21 protein-coding genes, 4 tRNA genes and 1 pseudogene are annotated in these 23,900 nt (G+C 68.6%); 20 read left to right on the top strand and 6 right to left on the bottom strand.

What is annotated here, in order from left to right; genetic code table 11:
- Positions 1 to 57: 57 nt before the first annotated feature.
- From SNE34_RS12390 to SNE34_RS12325, 14 genes are all read left to right on the top strand, one after another.
- Positions 58 to 2,391, top strand: a complete 2,334-nt coding sequence (locus SNE34_RS12390) for a DNA internalization-related competence protein ComEC/Rec2 (protein ID WP_332617809.1) — start codon at positions 58 to 60, stop codon at positions 2,389 to 2,391.
- Between the two features lie 40 nt (positions 2,392 to 2,431).
- Positions 2,432 to 3,094 (top strand): MotA/TolQ/ExbB proton channel family protein, encoded by a 663-nt coding sequence (locus SNE34_RS12385; RefSeq protein ID WP_332617664.1) that lies wholly within the window; start codon positions 2,432 to 2,434, stop codon positions 3,092 to 3,094.
- A 4-nt stretch (positions 3,095 to 3,098) separates the two neighbouring features.
- Entirely contained in the window at positions 3,099 to 3,542 is a 444-nt protein-coding gene (locus tag SNE34_RS12380) for an ExbD/TolR family protein (RefSeq protein WP_332617661.1), read from the top strand.
- Positions 3,539 to 5,287, top strand: a complete 1,749-nt coding sequence (gene msbA / locus SNE34_RS12375; RefSeq protein WP_332617659.1) for a lipid A export permease/ATP-binding protein MsbA — start codon at positions 3,539 to 3,541, stop codon at positions 5,285 to 5,287. Before SNE34_RS12380 ends, msbA begins: the two co-directional genes overlap by 4 nt.
- A complete protein-coding gene (lpxK, locus tag SNE34_RS12370; protein ID WP_332617657.1) occupies positions 5,284 to 6,330 on the top strand; it encodes a tetraacyldisaccharide 4'-kinase in 1,047 nt (348 codons plus the stop codon). Before msbA ends, lpxK begins: the two co-directional genes overlap by 4 nt.
- Before the next feature lie 126 nt (positions 6,331 to 6,456).
- Positions 6,457 to 7,230, top strand: coding sequence for a 3-deoxy-manno-octulosonate cytidylyltransferase (kdsB, locus tag SNE34_RS12365; protein WP_332617656.1), 774 nt, complete (start codon positions 6,457 to 6,459; stop codon positions 7,228 to 7,230).
- 4 nt (positions 7,231 to 7,234) lie between these two features.
- Complete coding sequence (locus SNE34_RS12360) at positions 7,235 to 7,696, top strand: low molecular weight protein-tyrosine-phosphatase (RefSeq protein ID WP_332617807.1); 462 nt, start codon at positions 7,235 to 7,237, stop codon at positions 7,694 to 7,696.
- A 57-nt stretch (positions 7,697 to 7,753) separates the two neighbouring features.
- Positions 7,754 to 9,706 carry an excinuclease ABC subunit UvrC gene (uvrC, locus tag SNE34_RS12355; protein ID WP_332617654.1) on the top strand — a complete coding sequence of 651 codons (1,953 nt, stop codon included), beginning with the start codon at positions 7,754 to 7,756 and terminating at the stop codon, positions 9,704 to 9,706.
- The gene (gene pgsA, locus SNE34_RS12350) at positions 9,703 to 10,269 is read left to right on the top strand and encodes a CDP-diacylglycerol--glycerol-3-phosphate 3-phosphatidyltransferase (RefSeq protein WP_332617652.1); all 567 of its coding nucleotides are present in this window, start codon (positions 9,703 to 9,705) and stop codon (positions 10,267 to 10,269) included. The genes uvrC and pgsA overlap by 4 nt, the downstream gene beginning before the upstream one ends.
- 41 nt (positions 10,270 to 10,310) lie before the next feature.
- Positions 10,311 to 10,386, top strand: a tRNA-Gly gene (locus SNE34_RS12345).
- 126 nt (positions 10,387 to 10,512) lie between these two features.
- Positions 10,513 to 10,586: transfer RNA gene (locus SNE34_RS12340), tRNA-Cys, on the top strand.
- 39 nt (positions 10,587 to 10,625) lie between these two features.
- Positions 10,626 to 10,712, top strand: a tRNA-Leu gene (locus tag SNE34_RS12335).
- A gap of 46 nt (positions 10,713 to 10,758) precedes the next feature.
- On the top strand, positions 10,759 to 11,985 hold the full coding sequence (locus SNE34_RS12330) for a lytic murein transglycosylase (RefSeq protein WP_332617650.1): 1,227 nt from the start codon (positions 10,759 to 10,761) through the stop codon (positions 11,983 to 11,985).
- 78 nt (positions 11,986 to 12,063) lie between these two features.
- Entirely contained in the window at positions 12,064 to 13,689 is a 1,626-nt protein-coding gene (locus tag SNE34_RS12325) for an FMN-binding glutamate synthase family protein (RefSeq protein WP_332617648.1), read from the top strand.
- Positions 13,690 to 13,716: 27 nt separating this feature from the next.
- On the opposite strand, the gene arsC is transcribed toward SNE34_RS12325, so the two are convergent.
- Positions 13,717 to 14,070 carry an arsenate reductase (glutaredoxin) gene (gene arsC, locus SNE34_RS12320; protein ID WP_332617646.1) on the bottom strand — a complete coding sequence of 118 codons (354 nt, stop codon included), beginning with the start codon at positions 14,068 to 14,070 and terminating at the stop codon, positions 13,717 to 13,719.
- Positions 14,071 to 14,286: 216 nt separating this feature from the next.
- On the opposite strand from arsC, the gene SNE34_RS12315 reads away from it, so the two are divergent.
- Entirely contained in the window at positions 14,287 to 15,612 is a 1,326-nt protein-coding gene (locus tag SNE34_RS12315; protein ID WP_332617644.1) for a choice-of-anchor Q domain-containing protein, read from the top strand.
- A 102-nt stretch (positions 15,613 to 15,714) separates the two neighbouring features.
- Here SNE34_RS12315 and SNE34_RS12310 read toward each other — a convergent pair.
- The 4 genes from SNE34_RS12310 to SNE34_RS12295 form a co-directional block, all read right to left on the bottom strand.
- A tRNA-Val gene (locus SNE34_RS12310) sits at positions 15,715 to 15,789 on the bottom strand.
- Between the two features lie 51 nt (positions 15,790 to 15,840).
- Positions 15,841 to 16,098, bottom strand: a complete 258-nt coding sequence (locus SNE34_RS12305; protein WP_332617642.1) for an acyl-CoA-binding protein — start codon at positions 16,096 to 16,098, stop codon at positions 15,841 to 15,843.
- Between the two features lie 85 nt (positions 16,099 to 16,183).
- On the bottom strand, positions 16,184 to 17,119 hold the full coding sequence (locus SNE34_RS12300; RefSeq protein WP_332617640.1) for a restriction endonuclease: 936 nt from the start codon (positions 17,117 to 17,119) through the stop codon (positions 16,184 to 16,186).
- Positions 17,120 to 17,234: 115 nt separating this feature from the next.
- Complete coding sequence (locus SNE34_RS12295; RefSeq protein ID WP_332617637.1) at positions 17,235 to 17,510, bottom strand: polyhydroxyalkanoic acid system family protein; 276 nt, start codon at positions 17,508 to 17,510, stop codon at positions 17,235 to 17,237.
- Between the two features lie 95 nt (positions 17,511 to 17,605).
- On the opposite strand from SNE34_RS12295, the gene SNE34_RS12290 reads away from it, so the two are divergent.
- The 5 genes and pseudogenes from SNE34_RS12290 (at position 17,606) to aroA (ending at position 23,236) form a co-directional block, all read left to right on the top strand.
- On the top strand, positions 17,606 to 18,406 hold the full coding sequence (locus tag SNE34_RS12290) for an FHA domain-containing protein (RefSeq protein WP_332617635.1): 801 nt from the start codon (positions 17,606 to 17,608) through the stop codon (positions 18,404 to 18,406).
- Positions 18,407 to 18,524: 118 nt separating this feature from the next.
- The gene (gene serC, locus SNE34_RS12285) at positions 18,525 to 19,610 is read left to right on the top strand and encodes a 3-phosphoserine/phosphohydroxythreonine transaminase (RefSeq protein ID WP_332617633.1); all 1,086 of its coding nucleotides are present in this window, start codon (positions 18,525 to 18,527) and stop codon (positions 19,608 to 19,610) included.
- Positions 19,611 to 19,668: 58 nt separating this feature from the next.
- Positions 19,669 to 20,736, top strand: a pseudogene (gene pheA, locus SNE34_RS12280) (prephenate dehydratase); the annotation flags it as partial.
- Entirely contained in the window at positions 20,733 to 21,917 is a 1,185-nt protein-coding gene (gene hisC, locus SNE34_RS12275) for a histidinol-phosphate transaminase (protein ID WP_332617629.1), read from the top strand. The pseudogene pheA and the gene hisC, both read left to right, overlap by 4 nt.
- Positions 21,914 to 23,236: a 3-phosphoshikimate 1-carboxyvinyltransferase gene (gene aroA, locus SNE34_RS12270; protein ID WP_332617627.1), complete on the top strand. Its 1,323-nt coding sequence runs from the start codon at positions 21,914 to 21,916 to the stop codon at positions 23,234 to 23,236. The genes hisC and aroA overlap by 4 nt, the downstream gene beginning before the upstream one ends.
- A 92-nt stretch (positions 23,237 to 23,328) precedes the next feature.
- Here aroA and SNE34_RS12265 read toward each other — a convergent pair whose 3' ends face one another.
- Complete coding sequence (locus SNE34_RS12265) at positions 23,329 to 23,871, bottom strand: energy transducer TonB (protein ID WP_332617625.1); 543 nt, start codon at positions 23,869 to 23,871, stop codon at positions 23,329 to 23,331.
- Positions 23,872 to 23,900: the final 29 nt, after the last annotated feature.

Here is a 23,900-nt window from a genome sequence, read left to right as displayed (position 1 = left end):
GCGCGGACTGTCACGTGGCCAGCGGCTGCGCCGTTCGGCAAAACCGTTGCGTTGGCATTGCTGACGGGGATCGCCACTTGCCTGTGGTCGCCCGCGCTGGCTTCCCAGCCGTGGCTCTGGTCGGCGCTACTGATTGGGGCGTTGCTCTGGTGGCGCGGGCGTGCCGTGCGCTGGATCGGCGCGCTGGCGTTCGGCTTCGCCCTGGCCGGTTTGCACGCGGCCCATGCGCTGTCGCTGCAACTGCCGGTGGACTGGGAAAAGCGCGAAGTCACGGTGCAGGGGCGGGTGGTCGAGCTGCCGGAGCACCAGAGCCGCCGCACTGCATTTGCCTTCCGGGTTTCCGATACTTCCGACCAGCCGGCGCCACTGCGCGGCCGCCTGCTGCAATTGTCGTGGTACGACGACTACGACGGGGCGGGGACCGGCCGCGACCGGCTCCTGGCCGGCCAGCAATGGCAGTTGACCGCACGCGTGCGCGCACCGCGAGGACTGCGTAATCCGGGCGGCTTCGACAGCGAGAAGCGCGCATTGGAGCGTCGGCTCGCCGCCAGCGGCTACGTCGGGGACCCGGAAGCCGCGCGACTGCTCGCACCGGCCTCGGGCCTGGATGCGTGGCGCGAGTCGATGTCATCGCGTATCGCCGGGGCCGTGGAGGGCGGGGGCGCCCGCTTTATCCGCGCGCTCGCGCTGGGCGATACCCGCGGGCTCGACGATGCCGACTGGCAGGTGCTGCGTGCCAACGGCCTGACCCACCTCGTTGCGATCTCCGGCTTCCATGTCGGCCTGGTTGCCGGTTTCTTCGCTCTGGTCGTGGCGGGCATCTGGTGGCTGTGGCCGGCACTCGGGCGACGCTGTCCGCGACCGGTGGCGGCCGCCGTGGCCGGCCTTGCTGGCGCGATGCTGTATGCGGCCGTCGCCGGCTTCGCGCTACCGACCGTGCGCACGGTACTGATGATCGCGGTGGTCGCCGGCTTGCGGGTGTTCCGCCGCAGCACCAGCACGTTCGACAGTCTCGCGCTGGCCGCCATCGCGATCCTGCTGGTCGATCCGTTGGCAGTGCTGGGTGCAGGCTTCTGGCTCAGCTTCTTTGGCGTGGCGTGGCTGCTGTGGTGCCTGCCGGGCGCCGGTCGCCGGCCGCTCCGCGACCTGGTCTCGGCGCAGGGCGTGGCGACGCTGGGCTTGCTGCCGTTGAGCGTAGTGCTGTTCGGCCAAGCATCGCTGGTCGGGCCGCTCGCCAACTTGCTGGCGGTGCCGTGGTGGAGCCTGGTGGTGGTGCCGCTGGCGTTGCTCGGCACCGCGCTGGAGGCCCTGGGGGCCGGTCTCGGTGCGTGGCCGTGGCAACTGGCGGCCTGGTGTTTCGAGCGCAGTTGGTCGTTGTTCGAGTGGCTCGCTGATAGCGACCTGGCGTTGTGGTGGCTGGCCGAGCCGGCTTGGTTCGCGATGCCGTTGGCAATGCTCGGCGCGTTCTGGCTGTTGCTGCCGCGTGGCCTTCCGGGTCGGCCGCTGGCGCTGTTGTTGTGGTTGCCGCTGTTGCTGCCGGCACGCCACCTCCCGGCACGGGGTGAGGCCGAACTGCGGGTACTCGATGTCGGCCAGGGGCTGTCGGTGCTGGTTCGCACGGCCCACCACAGCCTGCTGTACGACATGGGGCCGGCAATGCCGGCAGGTTTCGACGCCGGCGAACGGGTGGTGTTGCCGGCGTTGCGCGCACTCGGGGTCGGACAACTCGATCTAGCAGTGGTCAGTCATGGCGACAACGACCACGCTGGCGGTTTCGATGCGGTTCGGCGCGCAGTGCCGGTCGGCGCCGCCTACGCACCGGAAGGCGCGCCGCTGGTCGGCACCCGCCCGTGCGTGGCCGGCCGCGCCTGGCAATGGGACGGCGTCGATTTCCGCTTCCTGCATCCACCGCCGTACTTTCCATACCTCGGCAACGAGGCCAGTTGCGTGCTGCGGATCCAGACCGCGCACGGCACGGCGTTGCTGACCGGCGACATTGGCGAGGTCATCGAGCGCGACCTGGTGCGTCGCGCCGAGCTCGAACCGGCCACGTCGATCCGCGCCGAAGTGGTGCTGGTCGCCCACCACGGCAGCGCCAGCGCATCCGATCCCGGATTCATCGTGGCCACCGGCGCACGCTTCGCCCTGGTGTCCAACGGCCACGGCAACCGTTTCGGCCATCCCAAGGCCGACGTCATGGCGCGCTGGCATCACGCCGGCGCCGAGACCCGGGTGACCAGCGAGGGCGGGGCGCTCACCGTGCGGCTGGTTCCGGGCGGACCAGCGGTGGAAACGCGACGGCGCGCACACCCGCGCCTGTGGGACGCGGCCCGACGGACCCGGCAGGCGCCGGCCGCTGCGCCGGCTGGGCTATCCTATCGGCCGGATTGAGCTCCTTTCACAGAACGGCCCCGGGGCCGGAGGATTGCGCGTGCTGGAACTGGTCAAGGCCGGCGGTTGGCCGATGATTCCGTTGTTGCTGTTGTCGGCGCTGGCGCTGGCGATCATCGTCGAGCGGGCCTGGACGTTGCGCCGCGTCGCGGTGATGCCCCCGAACCTCGGCAAGGAAGTCCGCACCTGGGCCGCCGGCGGCAAGCTCGATCCCAGCCATATCGAATCGCTGCGGGCGACTTCGCCACTTGGCGCTTTGCTCGCCGCAGCTCTCGACGTGCGCCACCGTCCGCGCGACCAGATCCGGGAGCGCATCGAGGACGTCGGCCGCCACCTGGTCCACCGGATGGAGCGTTACCTCAACTCGCTCGGCACGATCGCCGCGGCGGGCCCGCTACTGGGCCTGTTTGGCACCGTGGTCGGCATGATCCAGATGTTCCTCGGCATTCTCGACCATGGCATCGGCGACGTGAACCAGCTCGCCGGCGGCATCGGCAAGGCGCTGATCTGCACCGCCGCCGGCATGATCGTGGCGATCCCGGCGCTGATGGCGCACCGCTGGTTCCGTGGCCGCATCGCCGAATACATCGTCGACATGGAACACGAGGCGATCCAGTTGCTCGACACCATCGAGACCGCGCCGGCTTCGGCCGAGGTGGCCTCCGGCGGCCACGGGATCGCCCCGCCGGTGAGCGCGAGCTGACCGCATGCGCATCCGCGACCATCGCGCCGACGACGAGCCGGAGATCAACCTGGTTCCGATGATCGACGTCATCCTGGTGCTGATCATCTTCTTCGTGGTCACCGCCACTTTCGATGCGCGCTCGGTAATCCAGCTCGAGCTGCCGCGCGCAACCGGCGAGCAGAGCGAGGCCGAACAGCCGCTGGTGGTGCTGGTCAACGCCGAGGGCCGCTATTTCGTCGACGACCGCGAAGTGCTGCGCACCGACATCGCCTCGCTCAAGGCGACCATCGCGGAGGTCGCCGGCAGCGAACGCGACCGCCCGGTGATGCTGCGCGCCGACGCCCGCACCCCGTACCAGGCGGTGGTTACCGTGTACGACGCGCTCGGCCAACTCGGCTTCAACCGCATCATGAGCGCGACCGCGCCGCCAACCGCGCCCGATGCCAGTCCGGGTGGCGCCCCGTGACCCAAGCCGTGTCGCCGTGGCAGGTCTACCGGCGATTGCTGCGCTTTGCCCGCCCGTACCGGCTGCTGCTCGCCGTCGCCGGCGTCGGCATGCTGATCGAGGCCGCGGCTGCCGCGGGATTCACCGCGCTGATGGAGCCGGTGATCGACGAGACCTTCATCAGCAAGGACGCCGCCTCCAGCGTGTGGTTGCCGCTGGCGATCGTCGGGTTGTTCGTCGCCCGCGGCATCGCCGGCTACATCACCGACATCAACATGGCCAAGTCCGGCCGCAGCATCGCCCGCGACCTGCGGGTGCAGGTGCTGGGCAAGTACCTGCGGCTGCCGGGGATGCGTTTCGACAGCGAACCGGTGCCGTCGATGCTGGTCCGGCTCGGCTCCGACAGCGACCAGGTCGCACAGGCCGCGATCGACGCGATGAAGGTCATGCTGCAGCAGTCGCTGCAGGTGATCGCGATGCTCGGGGTGATGCTGTGGACCAGCTGGCAGGTCACCATCGCGATCCTGATCATGGCGCCGCCTCTGGCTTGGATCATGGACAAGGTCGGCAAGCGCTACCGCCGGATCAGCCACAAGATCCAGGAGAGCGGGGCGGCGCTGATGCAGTCGGCAGACCAGGCCCTGGCCAACCAGCAGGAGGTCAAGGTCTACGGCGCGCAAGGCGTGGAGTTGACGCGCTACGCCGGGCAGGCCGACCACCACCTCACGCTCAGCCTGAAGGTCGAGTCGACCCGCAGCATCTCCTCGGCGATGGTCCAGCTGATGGGCGCGATCGGGCTGGCGCTGCTGCTGTTCTTCGCCGGCCGCGAGGCAATGGCGGGGCGGCTCAGCGCCGGCGGTTTCGTCACCCTGATGATCTCGATGATGGCGATGATCCCGTCGCTGAAGCAACTGACCAACGTGCAGGGCATGTTGCAGCGAGGCGTGGCCTCCGCCGACCGGCTGTTCGACGTGATCGACGCGGACGACGAGGCCGACGACGGCAACCGAGGGCTCGAGCGCGCCCGTGGTGTGCTTGAGTTCCGCGAAGTCAGCGCACGGTACGCAGGACAGCCGCGACCGGCGCTCGATGATGTCAGCTTCCGCGCCGAGCCCGGCACCGTGACCGCGATCGTCGGTCGCTCCGGCAGCGGCAAGTCGACCCTGATCAAGCTGATTCCGCGCTTCTACGAGATCGAGTCGGGCGAGATCCTGCTCGACGGTCATCCGCTGCGTGAATACCGGCTGGCCGACCTGCGTCGGCAGATCGCACTGGTCGGACAACAGGTGATGCTGTTCGACGGCACCGTCGCTGCCAACGTCGCCTACGGCGAACTCGAACAGGCGGCGCCCGAAGGCCTCGACCAGGCGATCCGCGGCGCCAACGCGATGGAGTTCGTCGAGCGCCTGCCCGAAGGGGCCGACACCAGCATCGGCACCAAGGGCGGGCGCCTGTCCGGCGGCCAGCGCCAGCGCCTCGCGATCGCCCGGGCGATGCTCAAGGACGCGCCGATCCTGATCCTCGACGAAGCCACCGCCGCGCTCGATACCGAGTCGGAGCGCCTGGTGCAGGACGCGCTCAACCGGCTGATGCCGGACCGGACCACGCTGGTCATTGCCCACCGCCTGTCGACAATCGAACATGCCGACCAGGTGCTGGTGCTTGATGAGGGCCGCATCGTCGAGCGCGGCACCCATTCCGAACTGCTGGAGCACGGTGGCCTGTACGCCCACCTCCACCGCATGCAATTTCGCGAGGCGCAATGAACGCAGGTCCGGGTGTCCGACGCGAACACCAGCCCGGTTACTGGTACGGCGACGGCCCGGTGCCGTTGGCATCGCGCCTGCTGGCGTCGATCTATGCCGCGGTGACCGGCATTCGCCGCAGGCTGTACCAGTCCGGCTGGTTCCGTCGCAGCCACCCGGGCGTGCCGGTGATCGTGGTCGGCAACATCACCGCCGGCGGCGCCGGCAAGACCCCGATGACGATTGCCCTGGTCGAGCGCCTGCGCAGCGAAGGCTGGACGCCCGGCGTGGCCAGCCGCGGTTACGGCCGTGCCGATATCGGTGCCGCCGTCTGGGTCGAGGCGGATACCGCGCCGGCGGTTGGCGGCGACGAGCCGGTGCTGATCGCCCGCCGCACCGGGGTCAAGCTGCGTGCCGACCGCGACCGCGCGGCGGCTGCCAAGGCGCTGGCCGGGGCCGGCTGCGACATCGTGGTCTGCGACGACGGCCTGCAGCATTACCGGCTGAAACGCGACATCGAGATCGAGGTGGTCGACGGCCGCCGCCGTTACGGCAACGGCCAGTTGCTGCCGGCCGGCCCGCTGCGCGAACTGCCGGAGCGCGGCGCACTGTGCGATTTCCGTGTCATCAACATCGCCAGCATGCCGACGGCGAACGGCAGCGCCGGTGCCGCAGAAACGGGCTTCGGTGAATGGCCGATGCGCCTGCACGCCGACCGTGCGATGCCGATCGCCGGTGGTCGCCCGCGCGCGCTGGAAACCTTCTCCGGCCACCGCGTCCACGCCGTGGCGGGCATCGGCAATCCGGAGCGCTTCTTCGCCATGTTGCGCGGGCTCGGCATCGCCGTGGTCCCGCATGCCTTCGCCGATCACCACCGTTATCGCGCCGACGACTTCGAGTTTGGCAGCCCCTTGCCGGTGCTGATGACCGAGAAGGACGCGGTCAAGTGCGCGGAGTTCGCCACGGATGCGTTCTACAGCGTGCCGGTGCGTGCCGAGTTGCCCGAGGCGTTCTGGATTTCGCTGCTGGATCGTCTGCAAGCCATCGACGGCAGCCCCTTGTAGGAGCGGCTTCAGCCGCGATCTGGAGTCGGCGCGCACGACCGATTGTCCGATCGCGGCTGAAGCCGCTCCTACAGAGTTTGCGCAAGCGTGGCGAAGTGTTCCACCCGCCATGTCAGAATCGCGACCATGACCGCATCGCCTGACTTCGTCGTCGCCATCCCCGCGCGCCATGCCGCCTCGCGCCTGCCGGGCAAGCCGCTGCGCCTGTTAGCCGGTGAACCACTGGTGCTGCACGTTGCCCGCCGCGCGCTTGCCGCCGGTGCGCGCGAGGTCTGGGTCGCCGCCGACGATCCGCGCATCGCCGACGCGCTCGCGGGCTGTGATGTACAGGTGGCGATGACCTCGCCCGATCACGCCTCCGGCACCGACCGACTCGCCGAGTGCGCGCGCATCGCCGGCTGGAGCGGCGACACCGCCGTGGTCAACCTGCAGGGCGATGAACCCTTTGCCCCCGCCGCCGGAATCCGCGCGGTGGCAGAATTGCTGCAGGCCAGTGGCGCCGAGATGGCGACCCTGGCTGCGCCGATCACCGACGTCGAGACCTTGCTCGACCCCAACGCGGTCAAGCTGGTCCGCGCCGGCAACGGCGATGCGCTGTACTTCAGCCGCGCGCCGATTCCGTGGCCGCGCGACGCCTTCGCCAGTGCTCGCGACCGCTTGCCCGAGGGCCACAACTGGGTGCGCCACATCGGCATCTACGGCTACCGCGCCGGCTTCCTGCAGCGCTTCGCGGCGATGCCACCGGGTCGGCTTGAGCAAGTCGAGTCGCTGGAACAGCTGCGTGTACTCGAAGCCGGCCATCGCATCGCGGTCGCGCTGACGCCGGAGCCGTTCCCGCCGGGGGTCGACACGCCGGCGGACCTAGCCCGCGCCGAAGCGCGGATGGCGAGCCATGGCTGAACCGGTGCGCCTGCTGCTGGTCTGCCTCGGTAACATCTGCCGTTCGCCGATGGCCGAGGGCGTGCTACGCGCGCGGATCGAGGCGGCCGGGCTGGGGGGGCGAATCGAACTGGACTCGGTCGGCACCGGCGACTGGCACGTCGGCAACTGCCCGGACCATCGCGCGATCGCCACCGCCGCCGACCATGGCGTGGACATCACCCGTCTGCGCGGCCGGCAGCTTGCATCGTCGGATTTCGCGCATTTCGACTGGCTGCTGTGCGCCGACCGCGCCAACCTGCTCGACGTGCGGACGCTCGCGCCGGACGCGACCGCTCGGGCCAAGGTCGCGTTGCTGCTGGACTGGGCCGGGGTCGAGTCGGACGGCGAAATCCCGGACCCCTATACCGGCGGTCCACGCGAGTTCGAGCATGTCTGGGGCCTGCTCGATCGCACCGCCGACGGTGTGGTCCGGCGCCTACGCTAGCTTTGGAGCGGCGTCGCGACTCGGCGTCCCGATGGCGCTGACGCATAATTGGTCCCGATGAGCGCGAAACCTCCAGCCCAGTTCGACGGCAAGGCCTTCGCTCGCGGCCTCAGCACCGCGCCCGGCGTCTACCGGATGATCGCGGCCGACGACACTGTGCTGTACGTCGGCAAGGCCAGCGCGCTGAAGAACCGCGTGTCGAGCTACTTCAATGCGACCCCGAAATCGGCGCGCATCATGACGATGCTCAACCAGACGGCGCGGATGGAGACCACGGTCACCCGCACCGAGGCGGAGGCGCTGATCCTCGAGAACCAGCTGATCAAGTCGCTGAAGCCGCGCTACAACGTGCTGCTGCGCGACGACAAGAGCTACCCGTACGTGTTGATGACCAACGAGACCTGGCCGCGGATCGCGATGCACCGCGGCCCGCGCGCGGTGCCGGGGCGCTACTTCGGGCCGTACGCCAGCGTTGGCGCGGTGCGCGACACCCTCAACCTGATGCACAAGCTGTTCAAGTTGCGCAGTTGCGAGGACAGCGTGTTCCGCAACCGCTCGCGGCCGTGCCTGCAGCACCAGATTGGCCGCTGCAGCGCGCCCTGCGTCGGCCTGGTGCCGGCGCGCGAGTACGACGAAAGCGTGCGCCGCGCCGCGCTGTTGCTGGACGGCCGCAGCGACGAGTTGACCGACGAGCTTGGCCGGGCGATGGAAGCGGCGGCGGCCCGGCTCGATTTCGAGGAAGCCGCGCGCGTGCGCGACCTCGTCACTTCGATCCGGACCCTGCAGGCACGCCAGTACGTCGACGGGCGTGCCGCCGATCTCGACGTGCTCGCGGTGGCGATGCAGGGCGCCGCGGCCTGCGTGATGCTGCTGGCGTTCCGCGACGGCCGCAACCTCGGCACCCGCGCGTTCTTCCCGAAGACCAACGGCAGCGAGAGTCCCGAAGAAGTGCTGGCGGCGTTCGTTTCGCAGTACTACGGCGAGCAGAACCCGCCGCGCGAGATCGTGCTCGACCGCGACATCCCCGATCGCGAGATGATCGAACAGGCCCTGTCCAGCGCCGGCGAGCGCAAGGTCCAGCTGCGCACCAGCGTGCGCGGCGAGCGCGCCGGTTACCTCGACATGGCCCGCCGCAACGCCGGGATCACCCTCGCCAGCGAGCGCACCAGCCACGCCGCGCAGTTGGCCCGGGCCGAGGGCCTGCGCGACCTGCTCGGGCTGGCTGGACTGCCGGCGCGGATCGAGTGCTTCGACATCAGTCACACAATGGGCGAGGCCACCGTGGCCTCCTGCGTGGTGTTCGATGCCGAGGGGCCGGTACGCGGCCAGTACCGCCGATACAACATCACCGGTATCGAGCCGGGCGACGACTACGCGGCAATGCACCAGGCGATCAGCCGGCGCTTCCGGCGCTCGGTGGCCGCCGCCGCGGAGGCGGCCGGCGCGGGTGAGCCGCCCGCGACAGCACGCGGCAAGCGCGATGCCGAAGCCGCCGCGGTGCTGCCCGACATCCTGCTGATCGACGGTGGCGCCGGCCAGGTCGCGCAGGCGAGGGCGGTGCTTGACGAGCTCGGGGTCGAGGGCGTCGCCTTGGTCGGGGTTGCCAAGGGCCCGGCGCGACGCCCCGGCGACGAGGAACTGCTGTTGCCCGGAATCGACGGACAGCCGGGCCGCAATGTCCGCCCCGGCACCGACTCGCCAGCGTTGCAGTTGGTCCAGCAGGTGCGCGACGAGGCCCACCGTTTCGCCATCACCGGCCACCGGGGTCGCCGCCAGAAGGCGCGCAATACCAGCCGGCTGGAGGACATCCCGGGGATCGGGCCGCGCCGGCGCGGCAACCTGCTGCGGCACTTCGGCGGCCTCGCCGGGCTCAAGGCCGCCGGCGTCGAGGAGATTTCGCGCGTCGACGGGGTCAATGACGCCCTCGCCGAGCGCATCTATGCGACCCTGCACGGGTTGGAGACCGTTGAGGGCGGTTCCCGGGCGGGCGCGACACGGAGCGACGAATGAAGTTGACAGTACCGACCATGCTCACCCTGCTGCGGATCCTGCTGATCCCGGTGCTGGTGCTGGTGTTCTACCTGCCGTTCAGATGGACCAACGAGATTGCCGCGGTGATCTTCGCGATCGCCTCGCTCACCGATTGGCTTGATGGCTGGATTGCCCGGCGCTACAACCAGTATTCGGCGTTCGGCGCGTTCCTCGACCCGGTCGCCGACAAGCTCATGGTGGCCATCGCGCTGATGCTGACGGTGCAGGCCCACCCGACCGTGTGGATGGCGCTGTGGGCGGCGGTGATCATCGGCCGCGAGATCGCGGTATCGGCGCTGCGCGAATGGATGGCCGAACTGGGCCAGCGGGCCAAGGTCAAGGTTGCGAGCATCGGCAAGATCAAGACCATCGTGCAGATGGTCGCGCTGACCTGCCTGCTGTACCAGGACAACTTCATCGGCTTGCCGATCTTCGTTATCGGCGAGTGGCTGCTGGCCGCCGCGGCGTTGCTGACGCTGTGGTCGGGGCTGGCCTACCTGATGGCGGCATGGCCGAGCCTGAAGGAAGATGCAAAACAGTAGTTGACAGTTTTTTTTTTCATGCCTAAAATGGCGGCTCCCAAGCGGGAATAGCTCAGTTGGTAGAGCACGACCTTGCCAAGGTCGGGGTCGCGAGTTCGAGTCTCGTTTCCCGCTCCAGATTTCGCGCTCCGGTTCGCCGGGGCGGTTTTCGAAACAAACCCCGTTCGCGGGGTTTTGTTTTTTTACAAGGGTTGCTTCGCGCAACCAGCGTCGCAGGCGGTATGCTTGCGGGGCGCGTCATCCGGCCGGGTGGCAGAGTGGTTATGCAGCGGACTGCAAATCCGCGTACGCCGGTTCAATTCCGACCTCGGCCTCCAACTTTCAAACCGCGCTTCGGCGCGGCTTTTTTTTGCCCAGCCCGGATGGCGGAACTGGTAGACGCAACGGACTTAAAATCCGTCGGCCGCAAGGCCATCCGGGTTCGATTCCCGGTCCGGGCACCAAACGCGACTCACGTCGCTCCTACAACGGCGTCGGTAGGGTTCGGGCATGGTTTCGACCCTGCTCGCACTGGCCCTGCTTGCGCCGTCCCAAACGCCGGCGATGCCCGACTACGACGTGCCGGCATTCAACCGGTGTCTCGATCGGTTGGGTCGACAGGCCTCCGGCGAAGGGGTGAATTCCGCCTTGTTCGACCTCCACGTGCGCACGGTTACCCCCGACACCTCGGTGTTGCGCTTGCTTGATGCCCAGCCCGAGTTCAAAACCCCGATCTGGGACTACCTCGCCGGACTGGTCGACGACGAGCGCGTCGCCGATGGCCAGGCGATGCTGCAACGGCACGTCGCGACACTGGCGCGGGTGCAGGCCGAGTACGGAGTCGACCCGGCGACTGTGGTGGCGGTGTGGGGCGTGGAAAGCGATTTCGGCCGGGTGTCCGGCAGTCGTCCGTTGCTGCAGTCGCTGACCACGCTGTCGTGCATGGGGCGGCGACAAGACTTCTTTCGTGGCGAACTGATCGCCACCTTGCAGATCATCCAGGCCGGGCACGTCGCCGCCGACAAGCTGGTCGGCTCATGGGCCGGCGCGTTCGGGCAGACCCAGTTCATGCCGTCGACGTTCCAGCGCATCGCGGTGGATTTCGACGGCGACGGCCGGCGTGATCTCGTCGACAGCGTGGCCGATGCGCTGGCCTCGACCGCCAACTACCTGGATCGCGCCGGTTGGCGCAGTGGCGAGCCGTGGGGGATCGAAGTGCGATTGCCACCGGACTTCGACCTGGCGGTCAGCGGCCGGACCGAGCGGCGGCCGCTGTCGTACTGGGTCGAGCGTGGCGTCGCCCATGCCGATGGTCGTGCGATCGACCCGGCATCGAAGCCCTCGGCGCTGCTGCTGCCGGCCGGGCGCAATGGGCCGGCGTTCCTGGTGTTCAAGAACTTCGACGCGATCTACGCCTACAACGCCGCCGAAAGCTATGCGTTGGCGATCGCCCACCTGTCCGACCGCCTGCGCGGGCAGGGCGGGTTGGTGCAGGCGTGGCCGACCGACGATCCCGGCCTGTCGCGACGCCAGCGGCGCGAGCTGCAAACGTTGTTGCTGCAGCGCGGGCACGACATCGGCGAAGTCGACGGCATCATCGGCAGCAACAGCCGGGCGGCGATCCGGCTGGAACAGCAGCGACTGGGGCTGGTCGAAAATGGACGCGCGAGCCAGGGCTTGCTGCGTGCGCTGCGGTCGCCGACCACGGCCACCGCGGAGGAGCCGGCCGCGCGGTAGCGGTTCACGCAGTCGCGGCGGTCGCGGCGTTGTCCGGCGGGTATCCTCGGGCGCAGGAACGACCGATCAGGAGCCTGCATGTCGCGTTACGCTCTCTACATCCTCTGCATCGCCGTGGCACTGGTATCGGCGGTGATGACCTTGTGGCTGGACCGCGGCTGGCTGTGGATGCTGGTGGTATCCGGTGCGCTGGTCGCGCTGGGAACCTGGGACCTGCTGCAGAGGCGCAGCACCTTGCGCAGCAATTACCCGATCCTCGCGCACTTCCGTTACGGACTGGAATCGATCGGTCCGGAGATGCGGCAGTACTTCATCCAGGCCGACACCGCCGAGGTGCCGTTTTCGCGGCTGCAGCGGGCACTGGTCTACCAGCGCGCCAAATCGGTCATCGACACGCGCCCCTTCGGCACCCTGCAGGACGTCTACGCGGTGGACTACGAGTGGATCAATCACTCGATGGTGCCGGCGCCGCATGGCGACCCCGACTTCCGCGTGGTGATCGGCGAGAAGAGCGCGCAACCGTACTCGGCCAGCGTGTTCAACATCTCGGCGATGAGTTGGGGCTCGCTGTCGGCCAATGCGATCCGCGCGCTCAACAAGGGTGCCAAGGCCGGCGGCTTTTACCACGACACCGGCGAAGGCTCGATTTCGCCCTACCACCGCGAACACGGTGGCGACCTGTGCTGGGAAATCGGCTCGGGCTACTTCGGGTGTCGCGATGAACACGGCAACTTCAGCCCCGAGCGCTTCGTCGCCAACGCCAACGACCCGCAGGTCAAGCTGATCGAGATCAAGTTGTCGCAGGGGGCGAAACCCGGCCACGGCGGCGTGCTGCCGGCACCGAAGGTGACCGAGGAGGTCGCCGCCACCCGCGGCGTGCTGCCGTGGGTCGATTGCGTGTCGCCGCCGCAGCACAGCGCGTTCTCCACGCCGGTCCATCTGCTCGAGTTCGTCGCCGAACTGCGGCGCCTGTCGGGCGGCAAGCCGACCGGCTTCAAGCTGGCGATCGGCCATCCCTGGGAGTGGTTCGGGATCGCCAAGGCGATGAAGGAAACAGGGCTGCTGCCAGACTTCATCGTGGTCGACGGCGCCGAAGGTGGCACCGGCGCGGCGCCGGCGGAGTTCATCGACCATGTCGGCCTGCCGATGCACGAGGCGCTGATGCTGGTCCACAACACCTTGGTCGGGCTCGGCCTGCGCGACGACCTGCGCCTCGGCGCGGCGGGCAAGGTGGTCAGTGCGTTCGATTTGGCGCGGACCCTGGCGATGGGCGCCGATTGGTGCAACGCCGGGCGCGGCTTCATGTTCGCGGTAGGGTGCATCCAGGCCCAGACCTGTCACACCGGCCATTGCCCGACTGGAGTGGCGACGCAGGATCCGAAACGCTGGAAGCACCTGGACGTGGTGGACAAGGGCGCCCGGGTCCACAACTTCCACGACAACACCGTGCGTGCGCTGCGCGACCTGCTATGTGCCGCCGGCCTGAGCCACCCGCGCGAGATCGGGCCGGAACACATCCTGCGCCGGGTGTCGCCGTTCGAGGTGCGCTCACTGGCGGCGCTGTACCGCTTCCTGCAGCCGGGCGAGTTGCTGACCGGCATTCCCGACCACGCGGTGTTCAAGTCGTTCTGGGCGAGTGCGCGCAGCGACTCGTTCACTGCGCCGGCGCGGGCGCAGCGGATGCGGGAGAGCAAGTCGTTCTAGGGCAGGGTGGTGACGTGGTGGAGCCCGTCAGTCCAGCAGGTCAAGCACGCGTTCGGGTGGGCGGCCGAGGACTGCACGACCGGCATGGACGAAGATCGGACGCTCGATCAGGCGCGGGTGGGTCGCCATGGTCTCGACCAACTGGTGCTCGGATTGGCCGGCGTCGGCCAGCCCCAGTTCGGCGTACTCGGGCTCGCCGGTTCGCAGCAGTTCGCGTGCGGTGATTCCCAGCATCGCCAGCAGGGCGCGCAGTTCGTCGGCGGTCGGCGGGATGGCGAGGTAGTTGATGACCGCCGGCTCGATGCCGCGCTCGCGCAGCAATTCGAGGGTGCCCCGCGACTTCGAGCAGCGGGGGTTGTGGTACAGGCGGGTGTCGTTCATGGCTGCGTGCGGGATCCGGAAAGTGCGAAACGGGCTTGGAAGTCGCCTTCACAATAGGCGATCAGCACCACTGGACGGAAGTATGGGGCGGGGAAGTACTCGACTAGAGTAGGGCGTTCCAGCCATTGGCCGTGTTCGGATCGAACCCGCGTTGACCAGCCTGCAGGGGTTCTATGTTGCCGGCGTACAAGCCGCCGGCGGCTCGTGGAGAACATCATGCCCCGCTTCCGTTCCAGAGGTTCCTTGGCCCTGTCGCTTCCCTTCGCCGTTCCCTTCGCCCTTGCAACCTCGATTGCAGCCCATGCGCAGACGACCCCATCGCCGACCGCCACAATCACCGTCGGTAACTGCAACGACTCCGGTCCCGAAAGCCTGCGCGCCGCCATAGCCGCAGCTGCCGATGGCGATACCATCGACCTGCGCTCGCTCGAATGCAGGCAACTCGCACTGACCAGCGGCCAGATCAGGATCTGGCAGGACGACCTCACCGTGCTGGGTCCCACCCGCGCATTCACGATCGACGGCAATGATGCCAGTCGCGTGCTCCGGCATTTCGGTACCGGCACGTTGCGCCTGCGGGCGATGTCGATCGCCAACGGCTACTCCGTGGGCCGTGAACCCTCCGGTGGCTGTATCCGGTCCGACGGCGACCTGCAACTCGAGTACGTGCGGGTGCACGATTGCTTTGCCATGCTGAACATCGGCTGGTCGCCCAATGGAGGGGGTGGCATTGTAGGAAACGACATCGCGCTGTACGACAGCGAGGTCTTCGGCAACACCATCAACGATGACAGAGATGATGGCTACTATCCGCACGGCGGCGGGATCTGGGCGCACGGCCACGTCACGCTCGTCCGCAGCCGAGTCAGTGACAACACGGCGCGGGGCGGCGAAGGGGGCGGCGTCCTCGCCGAAGCCGGACTGGATGCCCTGTACAGCGAGTTCTCCGGCAATTATGCCTACTTTGGCGGCGCTATCAGCACCACCGGCGGCGACGTGGCGGTCACCAGTTCGCTGATCGCCGATAACGAGTCCTGGGTCGGTTCCGTCGCGAGCCTCTCCGGACCCTCCGTACTGGTGATGAACACCACGGTATCGGGCAACCTGTCCAGCAGCAACAGCGGCCTGGGCCTGTACGGAGACGAGAAATCCCTGATCAACAGCACGATCGTGGACAACGCCGGCCGGACATCCAACCCCTGCGGCGGCGCAGTTGCAGTTGGGGGCGTCCTCCACATCGAGAGCACGATCATCGCCCGCAACCCCTGTGGGGGCATTCTCAGGACGGGAGTGGAAGTCATTGGCAGCGATAACCTGATCACGCAGTCCAACGTCCCGCTACCACCCGACACGATCTCCGCCAACCCGCGGATCTCGCCGCTGGCCGACAACGGCGGGCGCACCCGCACCCACGCGTTGTGGGCCGGCAGCCCGGCGGTGGACATGGGCAACAACAATGCGGGACTGGAGTTCGACCAGCGCGGACCCGGGTTCGACCGGGTGAACGGCGTGCGGGCCGACATCGGCGCCCACGAGCGGTGAAACCGGTCCGCATGTTTCCGTACCTGCGTCCGTACAACAAAAAAAGGCCACCCGATTGAGGTGGCCTTTTCTTCTGATCGCCTTACGTGTCAAGGCTTGTAATGGTGGGCGGTGCAGGGATCGAACCTGCGACCCTTGCCGTGTGAAGGCAATGCTCTACCGCTGAGCTAACCGCCCGATAACGCTGGCCGCGCAGTTTACTGGGCGGCTGGCACGCCGGCAAGCCTTTCAGGCGCGAAACCGGTCGACCAGTTCGACGTAGCGGCGCATCGCCTCCTCGCGGCCGGTGCCGGCCAGCTTTTCCCAGGCCTCGTACTTGGCGGTGCCGACGAAATCGAAGAAGCCGGGGCGGTCGCCGCTGACGTCTCCTTCGGTGGCCTGCTTGTAGAGCGCGTACAGGCGCAACAGGGTTTCGTTGTCGGGGCGCTCCGACAGGTCCTGCACGTCCCGCGTGGCCTGTTCGAAGGCGGTCTTGAGGTCCGGCATGACGGGCTCCCGGGAGGCATTGCGGGCGATCATGACAGCACTTGGCCATGGGCCGGTCAACATCGACGGGTAAGCCGGCGTGGCGTCAGAACGTCCTGCACTGCATGAAACGCACCGGCTTGTCGCTGCCGGCCGCCGGTTGCAGTTGCACGCGCGAGGCGCGCAGGGCCTCGCTGCGTTCGAGGACGGTGCAGATGGCGTCGATCTGGCCTTCGGTCGCGTCTGGCAGCAACTGGACCAGCAATGTCGAGCGGGTCGCCCAGGATGCGTGCTCGATGCCGGGCAGGATCGACGTGTCGCGCTCGATGCGGAGGCGTTGCCCGTCTTCGTCCAGCGCGGTTTCGGGTGCCGGTTCGGCGACGGTGGCGGCGATGGGCGCCGGTGTCACGACCGGGGTCGCGGTCGGGGCAGGATCGGGAGTCTGTCCCACGGTGGCGGGAACCAGCATGGCCACCGCCACGCCCAGCACCAGCGCGCCGATCCAGGCCAGCACGGTGATCCGCAACGTATGGGCTCGTGCCTGCGCGACCAGGTCGCGGTGCAGGCTCGGCGGCAACAGCGGGTCGATCAGCGGCCAGAGGGTGGAGCCATCCAGCAGCTCGATCCCCTGATTGTGCTTGCGTGCCTCCGGCTCGACCCGGCCCAGGGTCGCGAGGATGCCGCCCTTGGCGTTGCTGCCGCGGACCGCGCGCGCGATCTCGTCGACCATGCCGGCGGTGATCCGGTAGTTGACGCCCTGCTTGCAGCTCAACAACCAGGTCTGGTCGTCGCGATTGAGCAACAGGTCGGCCTGCTGCCCGCGTTGGGCATCGGGTTCGATCCGGCTGGCCTCGAAACCCTGCGCCTGCAGCGCCTCGATGACGAAGCGGGAGAACTCGCGCCAGCGCATCGCGGCCAGCGCGCGCAGGCCACCGGCGGCGACCAGCCGCTTGCAGTACGCGGTCCAAAGCCACGCGGTTAGCGCGCCCCCGACCACGAGGGCGACTACAAGGGCGATCGTCACGAATGAAGCTGTCAGCATGCGTCCTGCCTGTACACGACTGGGTGGAAAAATTTGCCCGGAATATACGCGGGCGGGCGCGACAATTAAGTGAGCCGGCGCACGTCTGCCGTGACACCGCCGCGCCGGGCGGGTGTCAGGAGAAACGCTCCTCGAGCACCCGGCGGATCTCGGCTTCGATCGGCCCCTTCATCGCGCCGAACAGGAAGCCCAGTTGCGCGCTCACGTGCAACTGCTCGGGCAGCAGGGCGATACGGCCTTCGATGCCGCTGCGGGTGAAGTCGAGGATGTCGCCGTTCCACCGGTACTCCACGCCGAAGCGCTCGGCCAGCTTGTCGGCGATGTCCTGCACGGCCTGGCGCGCGTGTGCCGGGTTCATCGAATGGGGATGCTGGATGTCGATGCTGGCCATGGGGTTCTCCTGGTTCCGGCCCCCATTGTGCGGTGCGCGGCGGCCGCCGCAAAATTCGTGGGCGGGGCTGCGATGCCGTGCTAGATTGCCGCGGCGTGGATGCCCTCAGACTGCGATTTCCGAACCGCGAACGTGACGACCTGGTCCTTGGCCAGGGCGTGCACGCGCTCGGCCATGCTGCCGACGGCCGTCCCTGCCTGGTCGACCACCCGGACGACGCGCTCGTGCAGTTCTGCATCGACCGCCGCGGCACGTGGTTGCAACTGCGCGACCGCGCCCCCGGATTGCACGTCAACGGCCGGCCGGTACGGCGGATGGCGATGCTGCGCGCCGGCGACAGCGTGCACATCGACGGCATCGAGCTGACCCTGGTCGGCGCCGATCCGCTGCCGATGCCGTCGACCGTGCCCGACCTGGACGCGAGTGACAGCCGGATCGTCCTGCGCGGGCTGGGCGGGGTGCATCACGGTCGCTGCTTCACGCTCGACCGCTCTCGCGAGATCGGGCGCTCGCCCGAGTGCGACATCCGGATCAACGAGCCGACATTCGCCGACCGTCATGCGCGGCTGGAACCGCACCACGACGGTGTGCTGCTGCGCGATCTGTCGGCCGACAGCGGCACCATGGTCAATGGCCATCCGGTGCGCGATGCGCTGTTGAAGCCGGGCGACCAACTGGTGTTCGGAAGCCAGCACCGGTTCGTGCTGGAGTCGCCGTTGCAGGGGCCCGCGCCGGAGATTCCGGCAGTGCCGGCTGCCGAGATCGAGGCCGGATCGTCGGACGCGCCGCCACGTTCGCCGGTGGCGTCGTCATTGCGTCGCCTGCCGTGGCTGTTGCTGGCGGCACTGTTGTTGGCGGCGGCGTTGACGCTGCTCCTGGTATACGGCGTCCGCTGAGGCCTCGCGCCGGCACAACGGTTGCCGGCGAAACCATGGCGCCGCGTCGTGGTGCACTGCGGCATACTGCGGGACCCGGCTTGGTTCAGGCCGTCTTGTCCTGGTCCCGGAGCGACCCATGTCCCGCGCGTTCAACTTCAGTGCCGGCCCCGCAACCTTGCCCGAAACCGTGTTGCGGCAGGCCCGCGACGAGTTGCTGGAGTTCCCCGGCGCCGGCGCCTCGATCGTCGAATTGAGCCACCGCGGTCCCGAGTTCATGCAGGTCGCGGCCGAGGCCGAAGCCGACCTGCGCACCCTGTTGTCGATTCCCGACGACTACGCCGTGCTGTTCCTGTCCGGGGGTGCCACGACCCAGCAGGCGCTGATCGCGCTGAACTTCGCCGCGCCGGGGCAGGTCGCCGACTACGTGGTCACCGGCCACTGGGGCAAGACCGCGCTGAAGCAGGTGCAGCCCTACGTCAGCGCGCATCGCGCCGCCGATGGCGAGGCCGGCGGCTTCCGCGACATCCCGCCGCGCGACGACTGGCGCCTGTCTGCCGATGCCGCGTACGTGCACTACACCGCCAACGAGACCATCCACGGCGTCGAGTTCCGCGACGTCCCCGAGGTCGGCGACGTGCCGCTGATCGCCGACTTCAGTTCCAGCATCGCCTCCGAGCCATTGGACATCTCGAAGTTCGGGATGATCTACGCCGGCGCGCAGAAGAACCTCGGACCGGTCGGCGTCAGCGTGGTGATCGTCCGCCGCGAGCTGCTGCAGCGCGCCGGCCAGCCACGCGCGCCGATCCTCGACTACGCCGCCCACCTGCAGGGCGAGTCGATGCTCAATACCCCGCCGACCTACAACTGGTACCTGGCCGGGCTGGTGTTCAAATGGATGCTGGCCGAAGGCGGCGTCGCCGAATTCGCCCGGCGCAATGCACGCAAGGCGGCGGCGTTGTACGCGGTGATCGACGGCTCCGGCGGCTTCTATCGCAACGAGGTCGCGGCGGCCGTGCGCTCTCGGATGAACGTGCCGTTCTTCCTGCACGACGAAGCGCTGGACGCGGTGTTCCTCGACGAGGCCCGCGAAGCCGGCTTGATCTCGCTCAAGGGCCACCGCGCACTGGGCGGCATGCGCGCGTCGATCTACAACGCGATGCCGGAAGCGGGCGTGCAGGCGTTGGCGGCGTTCATGGGCGAATTCCAGCAACGACATGGCTGATCGCCCGCAACTACCGGATACCCCGATGGCTACTTCAGGCAACATCAATCCCGACGACCTCGCCAGCCTGCGCGAGCGCATCGACGGCATCGACCGAACCATCCAGGAGTTGATCGCCGAGCGCGCGCAGTTCGCCGGCCAGGTCGGCCGCGCCAAGGGCAAACTCGCCGCGGCGGTCGACTACTACCGGCCGGAGCGCGAGGCGCAGGTGCTGCGACGGGTAGTCGACCGCAACGATGGTCCGCTCGGCGACGAGGTGCTGGTGCGGCTGTTCCGCGAGATCATGTCGGCCTGCCTGGCCCAGCAGGAGCCGCTGAAGATCGGCTTCCTTGGCCCGGAAGGTACGCATTCGCAGCAGGCGGTGTACAAACACTTCGGCCACTCGATCCACGGCCTGCCGCTGGGCACCATCGACGAGGTATTCGGCGAGGTCCAGTCGGGCGCGGCCGACTTCGGCGTGGTCCCGGTGGAGAACTCCACCCAGGGCACGATCCAGTCGACCCTCGACATGTTCCTCAGCTCGCAGGTCAAGATCTGCGGCGAGGTCGAGTTGCGCGTGCACCAGCACCTGTTGTCGCGCAGCGGCCGGATCGAGGATATCGAGCGGGTCTATTCGCATCCGCAGTCATTCGCGCAGTGCAAGGCGTGGCTGCGGCAATACCTGCCGGACGCGGAGAAGATCCCGCTGGCCAGCAACGCCGAGGCCGCGCGCCGCGCCCGCAGTGCCGATGATGCCGCCGCGATCGCCGGCATCAGCGCAGCCAATGTCTACGGGCTCAAGGCGGTGGCCGGGCCGATCGAGGATCGGCCCGACAACACCACGCGGTTCCTGGTGCTGGGGCGTGAACTGTTCCCGCCGTCGGGCAATGACCGCACTTCGCTGCTGATCTTCATCAAGGACCAGCCGGGCGCGCTGCACCACGTGCTGGCGCCGTTCGCGCGGCACGGGCTGAGCATGAACCGGATCGAGTCGCGGCCCGGCCACACCGGGCGCTGGCAGTACGCATTTTTCGTCGACATTGGCGGTCACGTGGAAGAGGACGCGGTGCGCGCTGCACTCGACGAACTCGCCGCGTTCGCGCAGGAGGTCAAGGTGCTCGGTTCGTATCCGGTGGCGATCACGTGACCGCCGTGTCGCCGGCATCGACGCGGGAGCAGGGTGAGACCCTCGCGGAGCGCCCCGCCTACGACGAAGCGTGGTTCGAATCCCGCGCCACCGCCGGGCTGCGGGGCTTGCGCGCCTATGATCCTGGCCACGACCTGGTCGCGCTGCGCCGCCGCTTCGACGCGCAACTGTTGGAGCTGGGTTCCAACGAGAATCCCTACGGCCCGTCGCCTGCCGCGTGTGAAGCGGTCGCTGGGCAGCTGGACGCGCTGCATCGCTATCCCGATCCACTGGGCGCCGACTTCAAGCGCGCCCTCGCGGCGACCCATGGCGTCGATACGACGCAGATCCTGCTGGGCAACGGCTCGCACGAACTGCTGATGCAACTGGCGCAGGTGTTTGCCGGTCCGGGGACCGAGGTGGTGTTCTCGCGCTACGGCTTCGCGGCGTTCGCGTTGGCAACGATGGCCTCGGGCGCGACCCTGCGCGTCGCCGAGGCCCTGCCGCGAACGTCGACGATGCCGCTCGGCCACGATCTCGACGCGATAGCCGCCGCCATTACCCCGGCCACGCGCCTGGTCTACCTGGCCAATCCCAACAATCCGACCGGCACCTGGTTCGGTCGAGCCCCGTTGGCCGCCTTCATGGCGCGGGTCCCATTGGACGTCATCGTGGTCATGGACGAGGCCTACGCCGAGATGGCCGACGCCGATGCCGACGCCGCCAGCGCGTTGCCGCTGCTGCCGGCGCACCCGAACCTGCTGCTGACCCGCACCTTCAGCAAGGCCTACGGACTTGCGGGATTGCGGGTCGGTTACCTGATTGGCGCGCCGGGGCTGGTCGCGGTGATGGAGCGCATCCGCGAGAGCTTCAACGTCAACGGTCCGGCGCTGGCGGCTTGCGAGGCCGCGCTCGGCGATACCGAGCACCTGCAGTGGGCGTGCGCGCGCAATGCCGAGCAGCGCGTGGCGCTGACCCACGCGTTGCATGCGCGCGGGCTGGTGGTGTTGCCATCGCAGACCAACTTCGTGCTGGTCGAGTTCGGCCCGCGCACGGCGGCTATCGAGGCCGCATTGATCGAGCGCGGCGTGGTGCTGCGGCCCATGGGCGGCTACGGACTGCCGGACTGGCTGCGGATCACCGTCGGCACTGCCGAGGACAACCGTCGTCTGCTGGCCGCGCTCGACGCGGTGCTGGCATGAGCGGAGAACGTCGCGACTGGATCGCCGCGGCCGGCGCGCCGTTACGCGGTCGCCTGCGGGTGCCGGGTGACAAGTCGATCTCGCATCGCGCGGTCATGCTCGGCGCACTGGCCGACGGTGTCACCCGGATCAGTGGCTTCCTCGAGGGCGAGGACACGCGTGCGACCGCGCGGGTGTTCGAGCAACTCGGCGTGCGCATCGAGCGTCCAGCTCATGGCGAATGCATCGTCCACGGAGCCGGTTTGCATGGCTTGCAGGGAAGCGACTGCGTGCTCGATTGCGGCAACGCCGGCACCGGCATGCGGCTGCTCGCGGGCGCGCTTGCCGGCCAGTCGTTCGACAGCGTGCTGGCCGGTGACGCCTCGTTGTCGAAGCGGCCGATGCGCCGCGTGACCGAACCGCTGGCGACGATGGGCGCGCGCATCGATACCGGTACCGGCGGCGTGCCGCCGTTGCATATCCACGGCGGACAGCAACTGCGGGGCATCGAGTACGCATTGCCCGTCGCCAGCGCCCAGGTGAAGTCGGCGCTGCTGCTTGCCGGCCTGTATGCCGATGGCGATACCGTTCTTCAAGAACCGCATCCGACCCGCGACTACACCGAACGCATGCTGGCCGCATTCGGCTGGCCGATCGAGTTCGGCCCCGGCCACGTGCGCCTGCAAGGTGGGCATCGGCTGCGCGCGACCGACATCGACGTGCCGGCGGATTTCTCCTCGGCCGCGTTCTTCCTGGTCGCCGCCAGCGTCGTACCGGGATCGGAACTGTGCATCGAGGCGGTGGGGATCAACCCGCGCCGCACCGGTCTGCTGCAGGCGCTGCGGTTGATGGGGGCTGACATTCGCGCGGAGAACTCCCGCGAGTGCGGCGGCGAGCCGGTCGCCGACCTGGTGGTCCGCCATGCCGCGCTGCACGGCATCGAGGTGCCGGAAACGCTGGTGCCGGACATGATCGACGAGTTTCCGGCGTTGTTCATTGCCGCCGCCTGCGCGAGTGGCCGCACCGTGGTGCGCGGCGCCGCCGAGCTTCGGGTCAAGGAGTCCGACCGCATCGCGACCATGGCTGCCGGCTTGCGCGCACTTGGCGTGGGAATCGAGGAGACGCCGGATGGCGCGCTGATCGAGGGCGGCGGTGCGATTGGCGGCGGCGTGGTCGACAGCCACGGCGACCACCGCATCGCGATGAGCTTCGCGGTCGCGGCGCAGGTTGCTGTGGGGGAGGTGCGGATTGGCGACATCGCCAATGTGGCGACGTCGTTCCCGGGCTTCAAGGAGTTGGCGACAACCGCCGGCATGACGCTGAGCGCAGCCCCGTTGTAGGAGCGAAGTAAGTCGCGACCTGTACATCGTCCCGGGCGTTCGGCGGGTCGCGACTTACGTCGCTCCTGCAAACCCGGTACCCGAAGCCGTGGTTACCGACTCGGCTCAAACGAAATCGGGACCACCACCGTTCCCACCGTCGGCTGCCCGCCCTGGGTCGCCGGATGGAACCGCCACCGCTCCACCGCGTCGACCGCGGCGCGGTCCAGATCACGCGACCCGCTGCCCTGGGCAACATCGACCGAGGTCGGCACCCCGTCCGGGCCGATCTGCGCGCGCACCAGCACGGTGCCGCTGTCGCCGCGTCGCAACGCGCGCCGGGGATAGCGCGGCGCCGGCGTGCTTCCGGCGATCGGGCGCGGCTGTACTAGTGCACCGACGGGCGGTTCCGGGGCTTCGGTGGGTACCGCCGGAGGCGGCAGTGGCGGCGCGGTTTCAACCAGATGCGGCAACTCACCCTCGGACGGCGCGGGTTCGGCTTGCGCGGACGGCTGCGTCGGCTCGAGCCCGCTGCGATCGTCGGCATCGGCCGGCAACGGCGCCGGCAGCGGCTCATAGCCGGATGCCGACGCGGTGGGCGGGGTATCGCCGACGCGGTAGAAATCGTCCTCGTTGCGATCGCCCAGCCAGATCAAGGCGAACAACGCTAGCCCGAGCGCGAACG

This window comes from Novilysobacter erysipheiresistens (assembly GCF_036663935.1).
Taxonomy (GTDB): Bacteria; Pseudomonadota; Gammaproteobacteria; order Xanthomonadales; family Xanthomonadaceae; genus Novilysobacter; species Novilysobacter erysipheiresistens.
Note: the sequence above shows the minus strand (reverse complement) of the source record. Positions and strands in the feature narration are given on the sequence as shown.